The sequence below is a fragment of the Nostoc sp. genome, from assembly GCF_036916985.1.
Taxonomy (GTDB): domain Bacteria; phylum Cyanobacteriota; class Cyanobacteriia; order Cyanobacteriales; family Nostocaceae; genus Nostoc.
In genome coordinates this window covers 32614-50682 of record NZ_JBALFD010000014.1, presented here as the reverse complement: position 1 = coordinate 50682, position 18069 = coordinate 32614, and the positions used below count along the sequence as shown (strand labels likewise).

Sequence of the window (18069 nt, the reverse complement as noted above, 5' to 3'; positions counted from 1 at the left end):
TGCATAAATTATTTTTTGCGTAGGACAATGAAGTAGATAGCGCTTATTGTTTGGATGCAATACATTTTGACCTCTCTCCTTTTAGGAAAGAGGCTTTGAGGCTTACTCCCCTTCCCTCGCAGGGAAGGGGCTTGGGGGTTAGGTCTGTATTTCACGCAATTGAGAACCGCTATACTTTCATTTGAGATGCACTTTGCTGTTAATTTTCTTCATCCTCCCATATTCTGTATTTCACTCAAGCGAGAACCACTATATTGCTACTCCATAAGTAACTGTAGAAAGTAAAATTGTCAGCATCAAAGCTATTAGAAAGAGTTGCTAGCGACATTTATAAATAAATTACCACCAAGTTAATTAAAAGTTCGGTGGTAATTAAGGTAATTAAACAGTAGTCATTATTAAGAAAATAATGAAATAGCCCTGTAGGTCAGGCGATCGCTAAGATCAGAGTCAGTAGCATGAGTATTTTATTCTTTGGAAGTCTTTTATCCTGGAACTCGATCTTTTTCTTGTCGCATCCAGAAACGATGTTGAGCGATCGCTATTGAAGCGATCGCATCAAAACTCAAAGGTAGCCTCAGAGCATTGCTGCCGATTTCATCCAGCCTGACCTGGTTTGAGGACAATCTTGATGCAATTGTCTTTCTTGTTTTTGAAGATTTCGTAGCCGTGGGGAGCTTGCTCTAGCGGTAGACTGTGGGTAATTACAAAGGAGGGGTCAATATCGCCATTTTGAACGCGATCGAGTAGCGTCTGCAAATATCGATGCACGTGCGTCTGTCCTGTTTTCATGGTTAAGCCTTTGTTCATAAAAGCACCCATCGGCATCTTGTCTACAAAGCCAGTGTAAACACCGGGAACCGACACCGTGCCGCCTTTACGACAGGCAACGATCGCTTGACGCAATACATTTGGGCGATCGGTTTCTAGTCGCACTGCTTGCATTGCCTTGTCATAGAAGCCTTCCAAACCCATGCCGTGAGCTTCCATTCCTACCGCATCCATAACGGAATCGGGCCCCATTCCCCCAGTCATTTCTTTGAGGGCTTCACCCACCTCGATTTCTTCATAGTTCAGAATTTCTGCTCCGCCATCTTTTGCCATCTGGAGCCTTTCGGGAACGCGATCAATGGCAATGACACTTCCAGCACCCAGCATGAAGGCACTTCTAATGGCAAACTGCCCAACTGGGCCGCAACCCCAAATTGCCACCGTATCTCCTGGTTGGATGTCACAATTTTCGGCTGCCATATAACCAGTAGGGAAAATATCAGTGAAAAACAGGACTTTTTCATCTGCTAGTCCTTCGGGAATCTTGAATAACCCGACATCGGCAAAGGGAACGCGGGCATATTCCGCTTGACCTCCTGCGTAACCTCCCGTTAAATGGGAGTAGCCGAAAAGACCTGATGGGGAATGACCCATCATTTTTTCTGCCATCCAAGCATTCGGGTTGGAGTTATCGCACAGCGACCATAAATCCCGATTGCAGAAGAAACAAGAGCCGCAGGAAATCGTGAAGGGGACAACGACGCGATCGCCGATGGCAAGGTCTTTGCCTTTGTTATGGATATTTCCATTTTTAAAAGCACTGCCTAGTTCAACGATCTCTCCCATGAATTCATGTCCCAAGATGTCGCCTGGTTTCATCGCCGGGTTGAAGCCGTTATACAAATGTAAATCAGAACCGCAGATCGCCGTTGATGTGATTTTCACGATCGCATCACGCGGATTAATGATTTTAGGATCGGGTACGGTTTCAACTTCAACCTTGTTTGTACCTTGCCAACAAACTGCTTTCATTGCTTAAGTTTCCTAAAGTGAAGTTGTTCGTAAAATGTGAAATCTGTATGAAACCTTCTATCCCGCCTCCTGCCTCTTCAACCTTTCCCCTTTGGTTGACCTTCTGTTGTCGCAATTTCGCCCGTTTCCATCAGTCTTTTGAAGCGGTGTAAATCATCTCCTAACTGCTGTTCGGGTGATTCACCAAAGAGTTTGGCGATCGCATCTCCGATCAATCCACCTGGTGGGTTGTATTCTGTGACGACTTTCACCTCAGTGCCGCGTAGACACGAAGTGGCTTGTCGTGAGACATCGTTCAGTGCTGGCTTGAAGCAGACAGAACCAGAGTTTGTAATATCTGCACCTTCAACTGAAGTCCAACTAATCAATTCGTTTTCACGATCTTCAACAATATTTGCATCCCATTCAACACTTTTGCCTAACGGTGCGCTAGTTATCCAGTGCGATTGCTTGTCGTTATATACTTTCACGTCTTTGATATGCTTTGTAAAACTGGGCAAGTTCTCAAAGTTATGCCAGAAGCGGTAAAGTTCTTCTGCTGGCTTGTTGATCGTGACAGTTTTTTCAACCTTAATGCGTTGATTCATAACAATTGTCTCATTGCTACATCTATGGATTTACTTGGTGTAGTTAAGCTTGGGTCATGACATTTAACATTTATTAACGATGCTATTTCATCTTAGGAAGACACTTGATGAATCACCTCTAGCGTGAGAGTATTTGTAGCGATCGCCTATCTCTGTTCAAGGGCTGATTGCGTATTAGGTCTAGTTATGTATTGTTTTAGTTGTATCTTGCGATTGTGCTTCTTTTGTTTTCGGCATTTTCAGCCACAACCAAACAAGTCCAATGCCAGCGAGAACATCTAGTGTGATAAAATCAATCTTATAAGCTGCTGCTTTGACCAAAAAACTGCTTGCGTGACTTTAAGAAGATTTTGGACATTTTTGGAAGGTAAAGTTGGAACTCTTTCCATAGAAACAGGAAAATTCATTGCCAGTGATGCTTCATTACTCTCAACTCAAATTACAAGTTCAGGGGATGGCGGTAACTTAATTCTTAAAGCTGACGCAGTTGAGTTAACTAATAATGCTCAAATTGTGGCATTGAGTCAAGGCACAGGCAAAGCAGGTAATATCAATTTGACTACTGCAAAAAACTTCAGTGCAACTAATAGTCAAATCTTGACATCTTCCATACAATCTTCTGGAGGAAACATCAATCTTACTGCCGAAAATATCCGTCTTTTTGGTAATAGTGACATTCGCACCAATGTTTTTAGTGGTGCTGGCGGCGGCGGTAATATTACCCTCACAGCTAACTCAATTATTGCCCTTAATGACAGTTCTTAATTAGGGACTTACAACTTCTCGTTTCGGGAAGGGGGCTAGGGGGTTAGGTCAATCGTAAGCTTTTCCACATGACGTGAAAAGTCAGAAGTGTACCACCATCACAGAAGTCTATGTTAGATGATACTCCTTAATTAGCGCAGTTTTAATGAGCGGACAACGACCCATCCCCAGCACCGCAGCTTTGTTTCACAAATCCATAACTGTGCGATAATGCGCTTCAATCTGCGCGACGGTTTCAGACTTACGCTTTGTCTGCCATTGACTACGGTTAAATAATTCTTGCCGCAACTCATCAATATTAATTGTTGTCACTTGATGATTTGTAACAATTTGTTTACCATTCACCCAAATACTATCAACAACATTACTAGGTCGTCCTAAAACTAGCAATCCAATGGGATCTGTACGCGGTAGTAATGATAAATTGGTGAGGTCATAAAGTACTAAATCGGCTTGTTTCCCAACAGTTAAAGAACCGAGTTGATCTGCAAGATTCAATCCTTTTGCGCCTCCCAAGGATGCCATTTCTACCGCTTGTCGGGGTGTAATCCAGTGTTGATAATCTGAGTCTGTAACGTTGTGCAAGATAGAACCAATTTTAATTGCTTCTAGTAAGTCTTGGGAGTCATTACTAGATGCCCCATCACAACCAAAAGTTACATTTACTCCAGCTTGGCGATATTTTAAAATCGGGGCGATGCCACTGCCTAAACGCAGGTTACTTAAGGGATTATGAACAACTGTAGATTGAGTTTCGGCGAGGATGGCGATATCAGTATCATTTAACCAGACGCAATGGGCTAGAGTTGTGCTGTTGCTCAAAAATCCGATTCTTTTCAAATGTTCCACAGCAGTACAACCGTACTTTTCTTGGGCGAGTTTTTCCTGTGCTTTGGTTTCAAGTAAATGGGAGTGACGACAAAGATTGTAGCGATCGCTTAACTCGATACATCCTGCAAATAAAGCATCAGTACATAATTGTATCCCCGTTGGTGCAACTAAAATACTCACACCCTCATCTGGGCGATGAAACTGTCTCACCGCCTCTTCGATGATTTCTAAGGTTGCCGCAGTTGAGCGAAAATAAGGTTCATGATTTTGGGTTGATTCCCCGGATGGGATACCTGCGGTAAGGGATTCATCTTGAATTAAGGGGGCGATAAAGGCACGAATTCCCACTTCTCTGTAAGCGCGAGTTGCAATGGCGATGGTTTCTAACTCAAGTCCGGGAATTAACACCAGATGATCTACCACACTCGTCCCACCAGAAAGTAAGGTTTCCACCGCAGTACCTAAAGCACTCAGATAAACCTGTTCGGGATCGAGGGGGGCAAAATCATACAGTTCCGCCAACCATAATTCTAAAGGGAACATTGACATAATTCCTCGCTGCCACATCTCTGATGAATGGGTGTGGGCGTTGAAAAAGCCAGGTAGCAGTAGCTTATTTTTGCCATCGATGACAGTGCCAATTACTTGTAGATTGGGGGAAATGGCTGCAATTTTACCATCTACAACTTGTACATCTACCGTTGCATAATCATCACTGCTAGCAATTAGAACATTCTGGATGGTGAAATTTGACATATTTAACCTTGATTAAGCAATTGTATTCTTGACTGAATTTCAAGTTAAAAATAGAAAATGGTGTAGGGTATTGCAATTTTATGAATCTGCCTTTTCGGACATTAGGAGTATCACCAAATACGTGGACAGTGAATCATGCGATCGCAGATATCACTCGTCCTCAAAAGACCCCACAGCCTGTTATTTTATCAACAGAAACAAAAACCCTGCATCTAGACTTGGCAAAAGCTGCTATCCTCGTCATTGATATGCAAAACGACTTCTGTCACCCTGATGGCTGGTTAGCGCATATCGGCGTGGATGTAACTCCAGCACGTCAACCTATTGAACCTTTAAATAACTTACTTCCCGAATTGCGTGAGGTTGGTGTTCCAGTCATTTGGGTAAATTGGGGGAATCGTCCCGACTTGCTCAATATTAGTGCTAGTTCGCGTCACGTCTATAATCCCACAGGGGAGGGTGTGGGATTAGGCGATCCACTGCCGAGCAATGGTGCTAGAGTACTCATGGCAGGTAGTTGGGCTGCGGCGGTAGTAGACGAACTAGAACAGCTTGCCGAAGATATTCGTGTGGATAAATACCGCATGAGTGGGTTTTGGGATACGCCATTAGATAGTATCTTGCGGAATCTGGGAAGGACAACATTATTTTTTGCTGGTGTTAATGCCGATCAATGTGTGCTAACCACATTATGTGATGCCAACTTCTTAGGATATGATTGCGTGTTAGTTAAAGACTGTACCGCTACCACTTCTCCTGAATATTGTTGGCAGGCGACATTGTATAACGTCAAGCAATGCTTCGGTTTTGTTGCTGAATCGCAAGCAATTTTAACAGCGCTGCATCATAGTGAGGAGTGAATCAATTTTGGATTTGGGATTTGGGATTTTAGATTGATCTTATGTCTAAATACTCTTTTTTAGATCAAGGATTTTAGATTTATTATCGCGTTTAAATTTGCTTGCCATCAGAAATTTTTAAGTTTTGGATTCTGGATTGAATAATTTAAAATCCAAAATTTAAAATCTAAAATTCTGTGATTCAGAATTTGGATTTGAGGAATTTTCATACCCATCGATAACTTCAGAGGGGATAAATATAATGTACGCTACTCGTTGTGTAATTCCGGTGATCAAATCTCCCAAAGATTACCAAGTATATCGCATCAGTCCCAACGACTCTAATCGATTAGCAATCATCTTCGATTCCACAAATGCTAATACTTCCTTGACTTGCTGCATAGAAATTTTTGATATTGGTGGACAAACACCGCCAAATCGCCATCAGTGGGCGGTGGAAATGTTTTTTGTTCTCAAAGGGGAAGCGATCGCTATGTGTGACGGCAAGAGTGCCACGATCAAAGCTGGGGATAGTTTATTAGTGCCTCCTACTGGAACTCATTTGATTAAAAACACTGGTTCTACTCGCTTGTACACTTTGACTGTTATGGTTCCCAATGAAGACTTTTCAGAATTGATTCGCAGTGGTATTCCGTCGGAGTTAGATGCAGAAGATATGGCAGTATTGGGGAGATTTAATGCTTTGATGCCCTGTTAAAGATATTTGAAACCTCTCTCCTACAAAGCTACGGTGTAGGGAGCATCCCAAATGTGTAAAAACATAATTTGTCATTGCGAGCGTAACGTAGTGAAGAGAAGCGCAAAGTACGGATGTTGCGATCGCTACCCTGCGGGAACGCCAAGGGCGAACATTCCGCTTCGCTTCATAAAGCCCTTCGGGCATGGCTTCATTTAGCGCAATGACGATTCATTATTGCACTCAACCCAGAAGCGCTATAAATTTCCTTAGGGAACTCCAAGAAATAAATTATCCAATCCAATATTGTGGGGTGGGCAACATGAGCGCCCAGTTTATAGGGCGGGCGAGACGCCCACCCCACAAGAGTTAATTGAATATTTTTTTATTTTTCAGTCCCTTGACCCAAGCGTATTGTACTATCTAGTTCTCAACAACTGCACGAAAGTATTACTCACCGTATTGTCTTTAGTATCGGCGGCGTATTGAATCAATTCTTCTCGCAGTTTTTTGGCTGCATCTATCTCAAGTAAGGTTGCTAGCAAAAAATAAACGCCACGAAATCGAGGATCGCCCATTCTATCAACTAATAGTCCTTCGGCGGCATCAGTTTCGCCGAGAAAGTTTTGCACCAAGAAGAAATCCATGATTTTATCGTGGCGGAAGTACCATTCTTTCTTGGCTTCGCCTTTTTCATTTTGCCACTGACGGCTGACTACCATCTTGTATTTCTCGTCTTCTAAAGACATGACAACTTGGTGAAATTCATCCCCAGGTAAAGCTTGTTTGTCATCGAGTCGCATTTGGTAGACGGCGGCTGAAAATCTTTTGAGGGGAAATTCTTGTTTCCATTCTTGCTGGTATTCTGCCGCCATCAGGTTGTATTGCTGTTCTTGCAGGCGAAATAAGTTTGGCTGTTTACCTTGTGATAACATCAGCGCTACCACAGTTAAATCCATTGGATTGGAAAGAATTCGGCGGACAGCATCTAACTCTTCTTTGGCTTGCTGGTCTTTAAGAATTTCTGTTAAATAGTTGGTGCAGGCTTGGGCGTAATCAGCACCTTGAATTTTTGCATCTTTGGGGAGTCGTGGCTGACGGGAGATCAAAAACTCTTGAATTTGTTCTTGTTCAAGGGGCTGCAAGTAGTAGGTTTTTGCTGTTGAGGGGGGTGTCCACTCTAGGGGCTGGGTTGTCATGATAATGTTGCCCCGGAAATAGCTTTCGACAAACTGGCAAATTTTAGCCCGTGTTTCGGCGGTGACTTCGTTGAGTCCGTCGATGCAGATATCTATCGCGCCACTGTAAATTAGGTTTTTCAGGAAGTCGGCATCTTGGGCTTGCCCGTGTAGCTTGTCTTGGATGGCTTCAATTACGCCTTTATGACATTTTTGGGCGGGGAGATAAACGACGATGCGCTGGGAGTTTTTCAACAGATGACGGAGAAACATCGACTTGCCTAAGCCGGAATCGCCTTCTAAGATAATTTGTCCTTGAATACTGGGTAAGGCTGCGGTAATTGGCTGGATGTCTCCAGAAGGGGGAACTTTGACTTGAGATTCTGGGAAGTATGATTGCTCATAAAAATTATCTAAGCCGGCGTCGGCTAATAGGGAAGGTTTGAAGGGTTCAAATAATTTGCGGCGGAAGGGGGGAAACCAGGTGAGGAGAAAGCCGACATAGCCGACGCCGAGAATACGGCGTACCCAAGGGTTCCAGAAGAAGATGGCTTGGACTTGGGGAAATTTCGGGTAGGCAAAGATGAGGGCTAGCCAAAAGACAGCGTGAATGAGAATGGTGTTTTTGGCTTTGAAAAACCACTGCCAATATTCCAGATTATTAATTACTGACTGTAGCGCATCGGCATGAGTGGAGTTAACTTTTTTGAGGTTGTTGTAGTGAGTTTGCAGTAAGTTAATATCTTGTGCTTTCCAACGAATTTGTTTGTTGGCAGCGACTTCAGAAATTTGCTGTGCTAAATCTTTTCTTAATTGATCTAGTTCTTGGCTGGGTTCCCAGGCTTGGCGAAAGATTAAGAGTGTTTTTACACCTTCAGCGTGTGTCAGGTTATCAGGAGTTGTTTTCGGTCTGCCTAGCCATCTAAGCAAGGTTTCCACATCATCATTGCCGCCACTTAGGAAATAGGTTAAAAATCGCCACTGTGCAAATTCTGATTGGCCTGCATAATAGACGCTATCCAGAATTACAACGACATTATTCAGGTTCAGTTGTTCTATCTTCCCTAATGCCACTGCTGCACGGGAACGAACAGAGTCGTCAACGGATTTATCCTTGAGGATGTCAGCGATGTCTTTGACGTAGGGTTTGGCAGCCTCCCCCAGATTTCCCAATGCCTCTGCTGCACTGGAACGAACATTAACGTCAACGGATTTATCCTTGAGGATGTTAGCGATGTCTTTGACGTAGGGTTTGGCAACCTTCCCCAGATTTCCCAATGCCTCTGCTGCATAATAACGAACATTTGACTCAACAGTTTTATCCTTGAGGGTGTCGAGGATGTCTTTGACGTAGGGTTTGGCAACCTCCCCTAGATTCCCCAATCCCACTGCTGCACCGGAACGAACACTTGAGTCAACGGTTTTATCCTTGAGGATGTCGATGATGTCTTTGACGTAGGGTTTGGCAACCTCCCCCAAATTTCCCAATGCCTCTGCTGCAAGGTAACGAACATTTGAGTCAAGGGTTTTATCCTTGAGGATGTCGAGGATGTCTTTGATGTAGGGTTTGGCAACCTCCCCCAGATTTCCCAATGCCTTTGCTGCATAGTAACGAACATCTGAGTCAAGGGTTTTATCCTTGAGGAAGTCGAGGATGTCTTTGACGTAAGGTTTGGCAGCCTCCCCCAGATTTCCCAATGCCTCTACTGCATAGTAACGAACACTTGAGTCAAGGGTTTTATCCTTGAGGATGTCAGCGATGTCTTTGACGTAGGGTTTGGCAACCTCCCCCAGATTTCCCAATGCCTTTGCTGCACCATAACGAACAATATTGTCAACGGATTTATCCTTGAGGATGTCAGCGATGTCTTTAACGTAGGGTTTGGCAACCTCCCCCAGATTTCCCAATCCCACTGCTGCACCGGAACGAACAATATTGTCAACGGATTTATCCTTGAGGATGTCAGCAATGTCTTTGACGTAGGGTTTGGCAGCCTCCCCCAGATTTCCTAATGCCGATGCTGCACTGGAACGAACATTAACGTCAATGGATTTATCCTTGAGGATCTTTGCAGCTTTTTGAGCAAAATCCTCCGATTTCTTGCCGACTGATTTCAAATCTTTTAGATCATATTTAACTAATTCGTCTAGAGCATATCCCTTAACCTTGTTGTGTCCATCATCAAGGGCTGCTGATATACCGTTAATCTGCCAATCTTGGGGTTTGGGTTTGGGGGTTTCTTTGGCGTTTACCCAAGGTAGACAAAAAAGGAAAGAAAGGATAAAGGCTAAAGCATAAAGGATAAAGCGAGAAGGCTTGCTGCGGTGGCGGGGAGTTGTTACCATGTTTGGAGCAAGGTGGCAGATTAGACGCGGTTATGAGTATAATAACAACCTTGCAATTTGTAATTCCTGATTGAGAATGCAATTTGGTATCAACAAGTGGTAGGCGATCGCATTTACGAGTATTAAAGACTTGCTCACGAGTATCAAAGACTCGCTCACGAGTATCAAAAACTCGCTCACGAGTATTAAAGACTCGCTCACGAGTATCAAAAACTCGCTCACGAGTATCAAAAACTCGCTCACGAGTATAAAAGACTCTCCTGCGAGTATAAAAGACTCTCCCACGAGTATTAAAAACTCGCTCACGAGTATTAAAGACTCGCTCACGAGTATCAAAGACTCTCTCGCGAGTATTAAAGAACTTTCAAATAAAAAAATACTCAAATAATTCTTGTGGGGTGGGCGTCTCGCCCGCCCATAGCCAAAGGCGGGCAAGATGCCCGCCCCACAAGATTGAATAATTTATTGGTTGGAAATCCCTAAAGACTCTCCCGCAAGGTTTAAAGCTTATGAACCAGAAATAGTTTTAGCAGGTTTACTTTTAATAGCTTTAAACCGTTCCCCTAACTGTTCGGCAATAGTTTTTAACCCTGGAGTTTTCTTAGCAGCAGTCTTGACGTAATCGTAAACTGTCAAACTGCTGCTCATTGTCTCACTACCGACAGCCATTAAGGTATCATCTACTTGTTCTGTCAGTTGTCGCAGTCCAATCAGAAGTTCGCTGAGAGTGGCGGCTAGTTGATAATCCCGCACAAATTCATCTACATCAAAGCTGGCTGGTAAAATATCTCGGTTAGATTGGGCAGCAGTCAGGCTAGTGTTGACAAAAGCCAGGCTTTTATCGCCCATTTTAAATAACTTGCGTCGTTCTTCTACACTCAGAGTCACAAGGAAAGGTAACTTTGCTTGAATAGTCGCAAAGGCTGCTTTAATTTCTTGGATATCTGCTGGGGTAAGGGAGCCTGTAATATTTTGGTAAGCCATTGTTTATTTACTGTGGTGAATCTGTTTGTTATGATTCCCACTGGTAAATGCGATCGCACAGTATTTAAGGAATGGGGAGTAGAGAAGTTAACCTCTCTGGTTGTACAGTCTACAACGGGCTACGCCTACGCACATCTCAACGTCAACCTGACTTTTCAGTTTACCGAATAATTTCCTTAACAACGCCAACAAAGCGTTCCATGTCGGCTTGGGTAATGGCTCCCATTGTTGATACTCGAAAGATTGATTGAGCTAAATTTCCCTGTCCAGAATAAATTATATAATCTCGTGCTTTCAGTTGATCGTGAAATTCCTCATAGCTGAAACCTTCTGGCAAGTAGTAGGCATTCAAGACAACCGATGAACTGCCAAGAGGAAGTAGCGGTTTAATTCCAATTGAGGCTAACCCATCTCTGACTAAACCGGCAAGTTGGTTGTAATGGCTGTGTCTGGCACGCCAACCTCCGGCTTCTGCCATTTCTTGCAAAGCTTCTGTTAAGGCATAAAATGTCTGTACTGATTGCGTGAAAGGTGTGCCGCCTCGTTCTTGCTGCTGGTAATAGGTTGCTAAATCTAAATATAAGGTGCGGGGGATTGTTTCTACTGACGGCAGTGCATCCCGTTGCAGGATGACAAAGGATACTCCAGGAACACCATGCAGACATTTATTAGCTGTTGCAGCGCAAGCGGTGATTCCCCAATCTACAAAATTTAGTTCTTCAGCACCAAAGCTGCTGACTGCATCTACTAATAATTTGATGCGGCGTTCTTGGCAAATTGGCGCAAGTTCCGGCAAATTATTTAAGCGGCCGGTAGTAGTTTCGTGATGGACGACAGCAAGGTGGGTAATGTCGGTGTTTTCATCCAGGAGTTTGACTAAAGCCTTGATATCTATTTCGGCATCCCAAGGATGGGAAAGTGTGATGTAATCAATGCCGTGGATTTTGGCGATTTTAGATATTCGTTCGCCATATACACCGTTTTCAATTACTAGTAATTTCCCGTCTGCGGGTACTAAACTGCTGATCATCGCTTCCATCGCGGCGGTTCCAGAACCGGTAAGGAGAACTGCTGCCCAGCGATCGCTCCCAAGACCATAAACTTGAAGTAGCTGTTCGCGGATTCTGCTTTGAAGTTGGGAAAATTCCACCTCACGGTGACACAAATCGGGACGCAACAGGGCATTTCTGACGCGATCGCTCAAATTAACAGGGCCAGGGTTTAGTAAAATCATTGGGGACTGGAGACTGGGGATTGGGGACTGGGGACTGGGCATTAATAAGTTAAGAGTTTGTACTTTGAATTTATTAATTACGAATTACGAATTACCAATGTGTTTCATGAAGCGTTGCAAAACTGCTTCTGGGGTGAGGTTGGGCCGGGGTAGCTTTTCTAAAGTTCCGGGACGGATTTTTAAATGAGCGAATTTAGGTCTATTGTTAGCATCTGCGGTAAATAAAGCATCTAAAAGGGCGGGGTCATCTCCGGCTAATGTCACGCCGTAACCGCAGGCTTGGGCAATTTTGGCAAAGGAAATACCCGCAGAGACGGTGGCTTGTGCGCCTGTGGAATCGTGGACTTCGTTATCTAAAAGAATATGGGTCAAGTTAGCACCGCCATAAGTGCCGATGGTAGCAAAATTACCCATTCGCATTAATGCTGCCCCATCGCCATCTATTACCACTACTTTGAGGTCTGGACGTGCTAAAGATAGTCCCAATCCCATTGAGGAAGCGCACCCCATTGAGCCGACCATATAAAGATGATTGGCGCTGTCTTTACTGGCGAAGAGTTCGCGTCCCGTATATCCGGTGGTGGCAATTACTACAGTGTTTTCTGGCTTGGTGAGTTCCACAATCCTAGCTAATGCTTCGCTGCGAGAAATGCGTTGTTCTTTGCGATCGCGAAAAAAGCTTTGCTGAATATGAGCGCTACTACTATTTTCTCGTTCTGGGATAGAAGAACGGATGAGTGCATGGGGGGCAATTGTTCCCTTACGCATAATTAGAGCATAAGGACGGCGTTCTTGCTGCATGTAAGCTGTGGCTCTTTGCAAAACGGGTTCTATTTCTGCTGCATCTGTGGGAAAAAATTCCCAAGGTACAGACATTGTTTCCAGCAATTTCTCTGTAATTTGCCCCATTAATTCATGTTGCGGTTCATCTTGTAATAGGCGATCGCCTCTTAGAGTACAAATCAGCAGCAGTGGAATCCGAAAGATGTAAGTAAGGGAGGTTAGCGGGTTAACTGCATTTCCCAAACCAGAGTTTTGCATCATCACCACAGCAGGTTTACCAGCAATTGCGGCTCCAGCTGCGATCGCTACAGCATCTCCCTCATTAGCTGCACAGATGTATTTAAGTTGAACGTCATTAATGACGTAGTTAATAAAAGGCGTGAGAAAAGAACAGGGTACGCCAGTGTACCACCCAAAGCCAAGATTACGCGCAGCTTCTACAAATTCTTCTGCCTGGATCATATTAAGGGGATTGGGGAATGGGGATTGGGGACTGGGGAGAATGGCACTAAGTTAAGATACAGCCCTTGCCCTAACTGGTTCCCAGCCTCCAGGCTGGGAACCCATTCTGGGAGGCTCCGCCTCCTCTTTATTGAGCAGAGGCAGAGCCTCTGGGAACGAGGCTACACAAGCTTTCGAGCTTTTCTTAGTGCCATTCGGGACTGGGGATTAGGGAATGGGGAGTTAAGAAGAAAAATTATTACTTCGACTTCAGAACTCGGAACTTCAGCCTCAGAACTCGGAACTTTGACCTCAGAATACAAAGCCCCAGTTCCCAGTCCCCAATCCCCAATCCCTATTGTTTCAATTGAAAAGCAAGGTCAAGATCATCTAAAGAATTAACATCTAACCAGTTACCGCGAATATAAAGCACCTTAATCGGTTTTCCTTGCCCGATTAAATAATTGCATAATTCTGGCAAACCCAAACTGTTGAATTCCGGTCGTTTTTGCAATTCATTGAGTGCTTCACTCACCCACTGTCTACCTTGACTCCGCAAGCGCAACATCCCAATCCAGCGTCCGCTAGATTTTCCTAATTGGGTTTGTGTTGTTTTAGAAATATCCAACAGGTTGACATCTTGTCCAAAGAGAGAAAGATCATCTGGAATTGAGCAATAAGCGTAGTCAGGTGAACCACTAACAGATTTGCTGTTCGCCACAGAATCAACTACAGCTACAATCTCTCCGGGACATTCTAATAAATCTCGCAGAATGTAGCTTCTAAATAGTAAATCGCCATAAAGCACCAGCATTTCTTCACCGAAGCTGGTTTGAGCTACGGCTAAGGATGCTAATTCTCCCGTTGTTTCATAATCTGGGTTACGGATGACTTTAGTCCCCGGAACGTTGATAGTTTCTGCTTTGTAACCGGCGACAACAGTAATATCATTGATGGCAAGTTTCTTGAATTTGTCCACCAACAACCTAAGCAAAGGTTTACCTCCAAGGGGTAACATGACTTTTGGTTTATCTTGCGTCAAACCTCCTAACTCTTGTCCTCTGCTAGCAGCCAAAACGATCGCTTGAGTATGTTGTCGTCCGTTGTTAAAGTAGCGTTTTTCAGCTTCTATGAGTTCATCCGCCCCTTGTAGCCGGAAAATTTCTTTTACAGGCGCAATATCATCTTCAATGTTGATTAAAGTTTCGCTGGTTTTCACTTCACGCGCGATCGCCTGCATACTAGCAACAGCAGCTCGAATCAGATGGTTTGCCCAGATGACCAAATTAACTTCCGCTTTGCGAAAAACATCAGTAGCGGTGCTGTAATATTTAGTCGGTATAATCACTAACGGGGAACGACCCGCCCATTCTTTGGCAAAAGCTAGCACTTGGTCGGGACGCGATGATTTACTGTGAATCAGAATGGCGTTTGCTCCGGCTGCGTGGTAAGCTTCCGCTCGGCGCAATGCCTCGGAAAGATCCCACCCAGCAATCAAAGCTTCCAGTCGGGCGACGATGCAAAAATCTGGGTCTGTCTGACTATCCTTACCCGCCTTAATTTTGCCGCAGAATTCATCAATATCAGCCAAAGCTTGGCGACTCCCGTTGATGAAACTATTGGTTTTGGGAAAAAGCTTATCTTCAATACAGACTCCAGCAATACCTCGCTGTTCTAATTTTTTGACCAGGCGACGCATATTATTAAAGTTGCCATAACCCGTATCCCCGTCTAACAAAATCGGGATGCTGGTGATATCAGACATGAACTCCAGCATTTCGACAACTTGAGTCCAACTAGCTTCATTATTGTCTCGAACGCCATATTGAGCCGAAAGGGCTAGTCCACTCGCCCAAATTCCTTTAAATCCAGCCTCTTCCACAATGCGGGCGCTAATCCCGTTGTGAGCTTCCATAATGAAGTCGAGTTGAGGCGATTCTAGTAATAACCGCAATTGGGCACACTTATTTAAGTTTGCAGCGGTGTCAGTGGGTGCAAATATTTGATGCATCTATGTCTGCTTTTCTCAACCTATATAATATAGCTAGCGTGTTCTCAATTGCAATGAACGAGCATCACCATTGGCAACATTAACTAGATGAGCTAAAGCATCCACGTAAATTTGCACTGTTAACTTGCCATAACCGCATTCCAAATCAGCTAGTGTTTGCTCAACAATTTTGTATAAATCTTTATAACCCTGTTTTGTCACTTTCGGAAAACAATAATCGGAGCGAAACTCTGAAACTTTGATTTGATAAAGTTTTGAGCTTTTCTTTTCTAACAGAAACTAAAATTTATAGCCAAAATATGAGAAATAAAGCTCTCAAAGGCTTTCAGGCATTGGCTTCTCCCAAAGTGACAGAACAGGGATAAGAAGAATTCAGAACTCAGGAGTCAGAATTCATATTGAATTCTGTAGGAGTGGGTGATAGCGTCGGCGGCAAGAGAGTCCGCGTTAGCGAGTATTTTCGAGTCGCGTCTGACATATTGGTTAAAACCGTACTTCTCTACGAGACGCTACCGCGAACGTCCCGCTACGCGCTTTCGCCTGAAGTTAAGCGAAAAAATTAAAATATTCCCGCCTTAAAACTCTATCCCTTTATGGGTAGAGTATTCTGAATTCTGTTAGCGCAGCGGGGCGTAGCCCATTCTGTATTCTGACTCCTGTTTTATTTCCGCCGACCTGTGTACTAGGTTAAATTATTTGCTTCCTCGACTGCTTTTTTTAACTCTTCAAAGGTAATACTACCATCTTCGTCTGAATCATAATTTACTAGTAATTCCTGGGGACTATTGGTATTTGTTTCGGATGAAATGATTGCACTTAAGCCAGGACTTAAAAAAAGATCATTAATGGATACTTTGCCGTCTCGATCGCTATCTAAGGTATTAAAAAGAGATTGAAGCTCTTGCTGGGTTGTCATAAGTTTCTATCTGAATTAGTTTTTCAACTCAATATCTCAATATCTCATTAATCTCTGATTAATCTCTCAAAATTAAATAAACTTGTATCTTTAGACGTAGAAACGGCTATCGCTGGGGCTTAGACTGGGTGTACGCTGTGGGTTACAGGGGGGCAATACGTTTCGGATAAGCAGGGATGCAATCGAGTAAAAATTATTATTGATGGTAATGCGTTCCCCGTTCGCGGTAGCGTCTCTGAAAGAGAAGGGGTTGTCGAAGACATCGCAGCTAGTGAACATCGTTTAAAAGAACTGCTGGTAGGTCTTGCCAAGCTGAGAGCTTTTCGCCGCCACCCAAGAGGCCCAAAGATTGCTCAACCAAAACGAACTTATCTCTTGAACTTGCCCCATGTCTCAACTGCTAAGATTTTAGCTCAGAAAACACAGAAGATTAACACACCTTGAAAGGACTGGTCTTAATAATTTAAAAAATCAAGAAAGTAAGCGTTGCTCAAATTGCAAAGCTTTTTGAGGTTCGGGAATTTGTGATGCTAAAACTTTCACAAATTCTGCACGAGAAATATGCCCAGAAGATTTAACAGCTTTTTGGACTATAAACTTAGCTATTGGGCCAATAAAATTAGCCAATTCTCGCTCGCACTGATTCACAAAACTGTCACTGATTACTTGAGGCTCTTGAATTGGTAAATTATTGGACTTAATTTCAATCTTAGTAGTAAGCTCCTGTAGGAGAGTAGGTTTCTCTAGTAGAAACATTGTTTTCTTCTTAAAATCAATTTGTTGATTTTCTCGAAGATAAAGGGCTAATTGACTAACTAATTCTTCCAAATTGGATGCTGACGCCGCCACTTGCCGTAATAATCTTGAGGCAACAGGGCCAACAAATTCTAAAAGAATCGTTTCTAAGCGGTTGTAATTTTCCGCAGACAGGATAGAAGCGGACGAATAACTAATTGAGTTTGGTTGAGAAAGTGAAGCTTGAGGCGGTTGTGTAAAAGATGGTGTTTGAAGTGATTGCGCTAGCACCTGTAGAACTTCAGCCGCAGACTGGTAGCGCTGTTTAAAGTGGTGTAGCACCATCTTAGATAGCACAGATGCTAACCCAAAACTGACGTTAGCTTGATGCTGCCAAGAAATTTCTCCTGTATCTGGGTCTTCCTCAAAGTTTATCGGATGTACCCCCGTCAGCGATTGAATACCAATAATACCCAAGGAATAAATATCACTGTTGGGGCGGGGCTTACCTTGTCCCTGTTCTGTAGACATATATCCTGGGGTGCCAATGATAATAGTAGCCCCGGTTTGCCCTGGAATTGTCAGCAGTTGAGTTTGGACTTGTTTAACTGCGCCAAAGTCAATCAGCACTAACTTACCGTCTTGTTGTCGTCTAATTATATTGTCCGGCTTGATATCTCGATGGATAACGTTGTGGCTGTGAATAAATTGCAGAATACCTAGAACCTGTTGGAGCAGTTGAATTACTTGATTTTCTGTCCAAGGTTGATTGGGTAATAGTTCTGCTTTCAAAGTATGCCCTTCAATGAACTCTTGCACCAAGAAGAACTCTTGGTTATCTTCAAAATAGGCTAAAAGCCGAGGAATCTGGTCATGGTTGCCCAGTTGCTCTAGTGTTTCTGCCTCACTGCTAAATAGCCGTCTAGCAGTTTCGAGAAATTCCGGGCTACGACTGACGGGCTTAAGATGTTTGACAACGCATTTCGGGAAACCTGGTCGATGGGTATCTTGGGCTATGTAGGTTTGACCGAATCCACCTCCCCCTAAAACTTGGAGGACTTGGTAACGTCCGTCTAATAATTGTCCTAACATTGTGTCACAAGCCTTAAGTCCTCAAATTCATCTTGGCACAACTACTAGCTTTGACAAGGTTGGTTGAGACA

16 protein-coding genes are annotated in these 18069 nt (G+C 43.6%); 4 read left to right on the top strand and 12 right to left on the bottom strand.

The annotated features are described in order from the left end of the window. Positions 1-485: 485 nt before the first annotated feature. The 3 genes from V7L07_RS03805 to V7L07_RS03795 all read right to left on the bottom strand — a co-directional run bounded on the left by V7L07_RS03805 (position 486) and on the right by V7L07_RS03795 (position 2390). The gene (locus V7L07_RS03805; protein ID WP_335055210.1) at positions 486-626 is read right to left on the bottom strand and encodes a hypothetical protein; all 141 of its coding nucleotides are present in this window, start codon (positions 624-626) and stop codon (positions 486-488) included. Further along, complete coding sequence (locus V7L07_RS03800) at positions 598-1803, bottom strand: zinc-dependent alcohol dehydrogenase (RefSeq protein WP_335055208.1); 1206 nt, start codon at positions 1801-1803, stop codon at positions 598-600. The genes V7L07_RS03805 and V7L07_RS03800 overlap by 29 nt, the downstream gene beginning before the upstream one ends. A 77-nt stretch (positions 1804-1880) precedes the next feature. Further along, positions 1881-2390 (bottom strand): SRPBCC family protein, encoded by a 510-nt coding sequence (locus V7L07_RS03795; RefSeq protein ID WP_442936003.1) that lies wholly within the window; start codon positions 2388-2390, stop codon positions 1881-1883. Positions 2391-2723: 333 nt separating this feature from the next. Here V7L07_RS03795 and V7L07_RS03790 point away from each other — a divergent pair, with 333 nt between their 5' ends. After that, positions 2724-3155 (top strand): hypothetical protein, encoded by a 432-nt coding sequence (locus tag V7L07_RS03790; protein ID WP_335055206.1) that lies wholly within the window; start codon positions 2724-2726, stop codon positions 3153-3155. Positions 3156-3341: 186 nt separating this feature from the next. Here the strand turns inward: V7L07_RS03790 and V7L07_RS03785 are convergent, their stop codons facing one another. Next, on the bottom strand, positions 3342-4742 hold the full coding sequence (locus V7L07_RS03785) for an amidohydrolase (protein WP_335055204.1): 1401 nt from the start codon (positions 4740-4742) through the stop codon (positions 3342-3344). Positions 4743-4822: 80 nt separating this feature from the next. Between V7L07_RS03785 and V7L07_RS03780 the strand changes: the two genes are divergently transcribed. Together V7L07_RS03780 and V7L07_RS03775 are read left to right on the top strand one after the other, a co-directional pair. Then, positions 4823-5602, top strand: coding sequence for a cysteine hydrolase family protein (locus tag V7L07_RS03780; protein ID WP_335055202.1), 780 nt, complete (start codon positions 4823-4825; stop codon positions 5600-5602). A gap of 241 nt (positions 5603-5843) precedes the next feature. Beyond that, the gene (locus V7L07_RS03775; protein ID WP_335055200.1) at positions 5844-6299 is read left to right on the top strand and encodes a cupin domain-containing protein; all 456 of its coding nucleotides are present in this window, start codon (positions 5844-5846) and stop codon (positions 6297-6299) included. Positions 6300-6697: 398 nt separating this feature from the next. Here V7L07_RS03775 and V7L07_RS03770 read toward each other — a convergent pair whose 3' ends face one another. Next, positions 6698-9802, bottom strand: a complete 3105-nt coding sequence (locus tag V7L07_RS03770; protein ID WP_335055198.1) for a HEAT repeat domain-containing protein — start codon at positions 9800-9802, stop codon at positions 6698-6700. A gap of 507 nt (positions 9803-10309) precedes the next feature. Further along, positions 10310-10786: a hypothetical protein gene (locus V7L07_RS03765; RefSeq protein ID WP_335055196.1), complete on the bottom strand. Its 477-nt coding sequence runs from the start codon at positions 10784-10786 to the stop codon at positions 10310-10312. 12 nt (positions 10787-10798) lie between these two features. On the opposite strand from V7L07_RS03765, the gene V7L07_RS03760 reads away from it, so the two are divergent. After that, the gene (locus V7L07_RS03760) at positions 10799-10957 is read left to right on the top strand and encodes a hypothetical protein (RefSeq protein ID WP_335055194.1); all 159 of its coding nucleotides are present in this window, start codon (positions 10799-10801) and stop codon (positions 10955-10957) included. Here V7L07_RS03760 and V7L07_RS03755 read toward each other — a convergent pair. From V7L07_RS03755 to V7L07_RS03730, 6 genes are all read right to left on the bottom strand, one after another. Beyond that, positions 10947-12062, bottom strand: coding sequence for a 2-aminoethylphosphonate aminotransferase (locus V7L07_RS03755; RefSeq protein WP_335055192.1), 1116 nt, complete (start codon positions 12060-12062; stop codon positions 10947-10949). The genes V7L07_RS03760 and V7L07_RS03755 overlap by 11 nt on opposite strands. 42 nt (positions 12063-12104) lie before the next feature. Beyond that, positions 12105-13265, bottom strand: coding sequence for a phosphonopyruvate decarboxylase (gene aepY / locus V7L07_RS03750; RefSeq protein WP_335055190.1), 1161 nt, complete (start codon positions 13263-13265; stop codon positions 12105-12107). A 334-nt stretch (positions 13266-13599) separates the two neighbouring features. Further along, positions 13600-15255: a phosphoenolpyruvate mutase gene (gene aepX, locus V7L07_RS03745; RefSeq protein ID WP_335055188.1), complete on the bottom strand. Its 1656-nt coding sequence runs from the start codon at positions 15253-15255 to the stop codon at positions 13600-13602. Between the two features lie 33 nt (positions 15256-15288). Beyond that, entirely contained in the window at positions 15289-15456 is a 168-nt protein-coding gene (locus V7L07_RS03740; RefSeq protein WP_335055186.1) for a hypothetical protein, read from the bottom strand. A 481-nt stretch (positions 15457-15937) separates the two neighbouring features. Beyond that, a complete protein-coding gene (locus tag V7L07_RS03735) occupies positions 15938-16171 on the bottom strand; it encodes an EF-hand domain-containing protein (RefSeq protein WP_334779261.1) in 234 nt (77 codons plus the stop codon). 471 nt (positions 16172-16642) lie between these two features. Continuing rightward, positions 16643-17998 carry a serine/threonine-protein kinase gene (locus V7L07_RS03730; RefSeq protein WP_335055184.1) on the bottom strand — a complete coding sequence of 452 codons (1356 nt, stop codon included), beginning with the start codon at positions 17996-17998 and terminating at the stop codon, positions 16643-16645. Positions 17999-18069 lie beyond the last annotated feature (71 nt).

Coding starts and splice junctions, on each gene's coding strand:
- V7L07_RS03785 (WP_335055204.1), bottom strand. CDS start 4,742: ATGTCAAATTTCACCATCCAGAATGTTCTAATTGCTAGCAGTGATGAT.
- V7L07_RS03765 (WP_335055196.1), bottom strand. CDS start 10,786: ATGGCTTACCAAAATATTACAGGCTCCCTTACCCCAGCAGATATCCAA.
- V7L07_RS03770 (WP_335055198.1), bottom strand. CDS start 9,802: ATGGTAACAACTCCCCGCCACCGCAGCAAGCCTTCTCGCTTTATCCTT.
- V7L07_RS03735 (WP_334779261.1), bottom strand. CDS start 16,171: ATGACAACCCAGCAAGAGCTTCAATCTCTTTTTAATACCTTAGATAGC.
- V7L07_RS03800 (WP_335055208.1), bottom strand. CDS start 1,803: ATGAAAGCAGTTTGTTGGCAAGGTACAAACAAGGTTGAAGTTGAAACC.
- V7L07_RS03795 (WP_442936003.1), bottom strand. CDS start 2,390: ATGAATCAACGCATTAAGGTTGAAAAAACTGTCACGATCAACAAGCCA.
- V7L07_RS03730 (WP_335055184.1), bottom strand. CDS start 17,998: ATGTTAGGACAATTATTAGACGGACGTTACCAAGTCCTCCAAGTTTTA.
- V7L07_RS03775 (WP_335055200.1), top strand. CDS start 5,844: ATGTACGCTACTCGTTGTGTAATTCCGGTGATCAAATCTCCCAAAGAT.
- V7L07_RS03755 (WP_335055192.1), bottom strand. CDS start 12,062: ATGCCCAGTCCCCAGTCCCCAATCCCCAGTCTCCAGTCCCCAATGATT.
- V7L07_RS03780 (WP_335055202.1), top strand. CDS start 4,823: ATGAATCTGCCTTTTCGGACATTAGGAGTATCACCAAATACGTGGACA.
- aepX (WP_335055188.1), bottom strand. CDS start 15,255: ATGCATCAAATATTTGCACCCACTGACACCGCTGCAAACTTAAATAAG.
- aepY (WP_335055190.1), bottom strand. CDS start 13,265: ATGATCCAGGCAGAAGAATTTGTAGAAGCTGCGCGTAATCTTGGCTTT.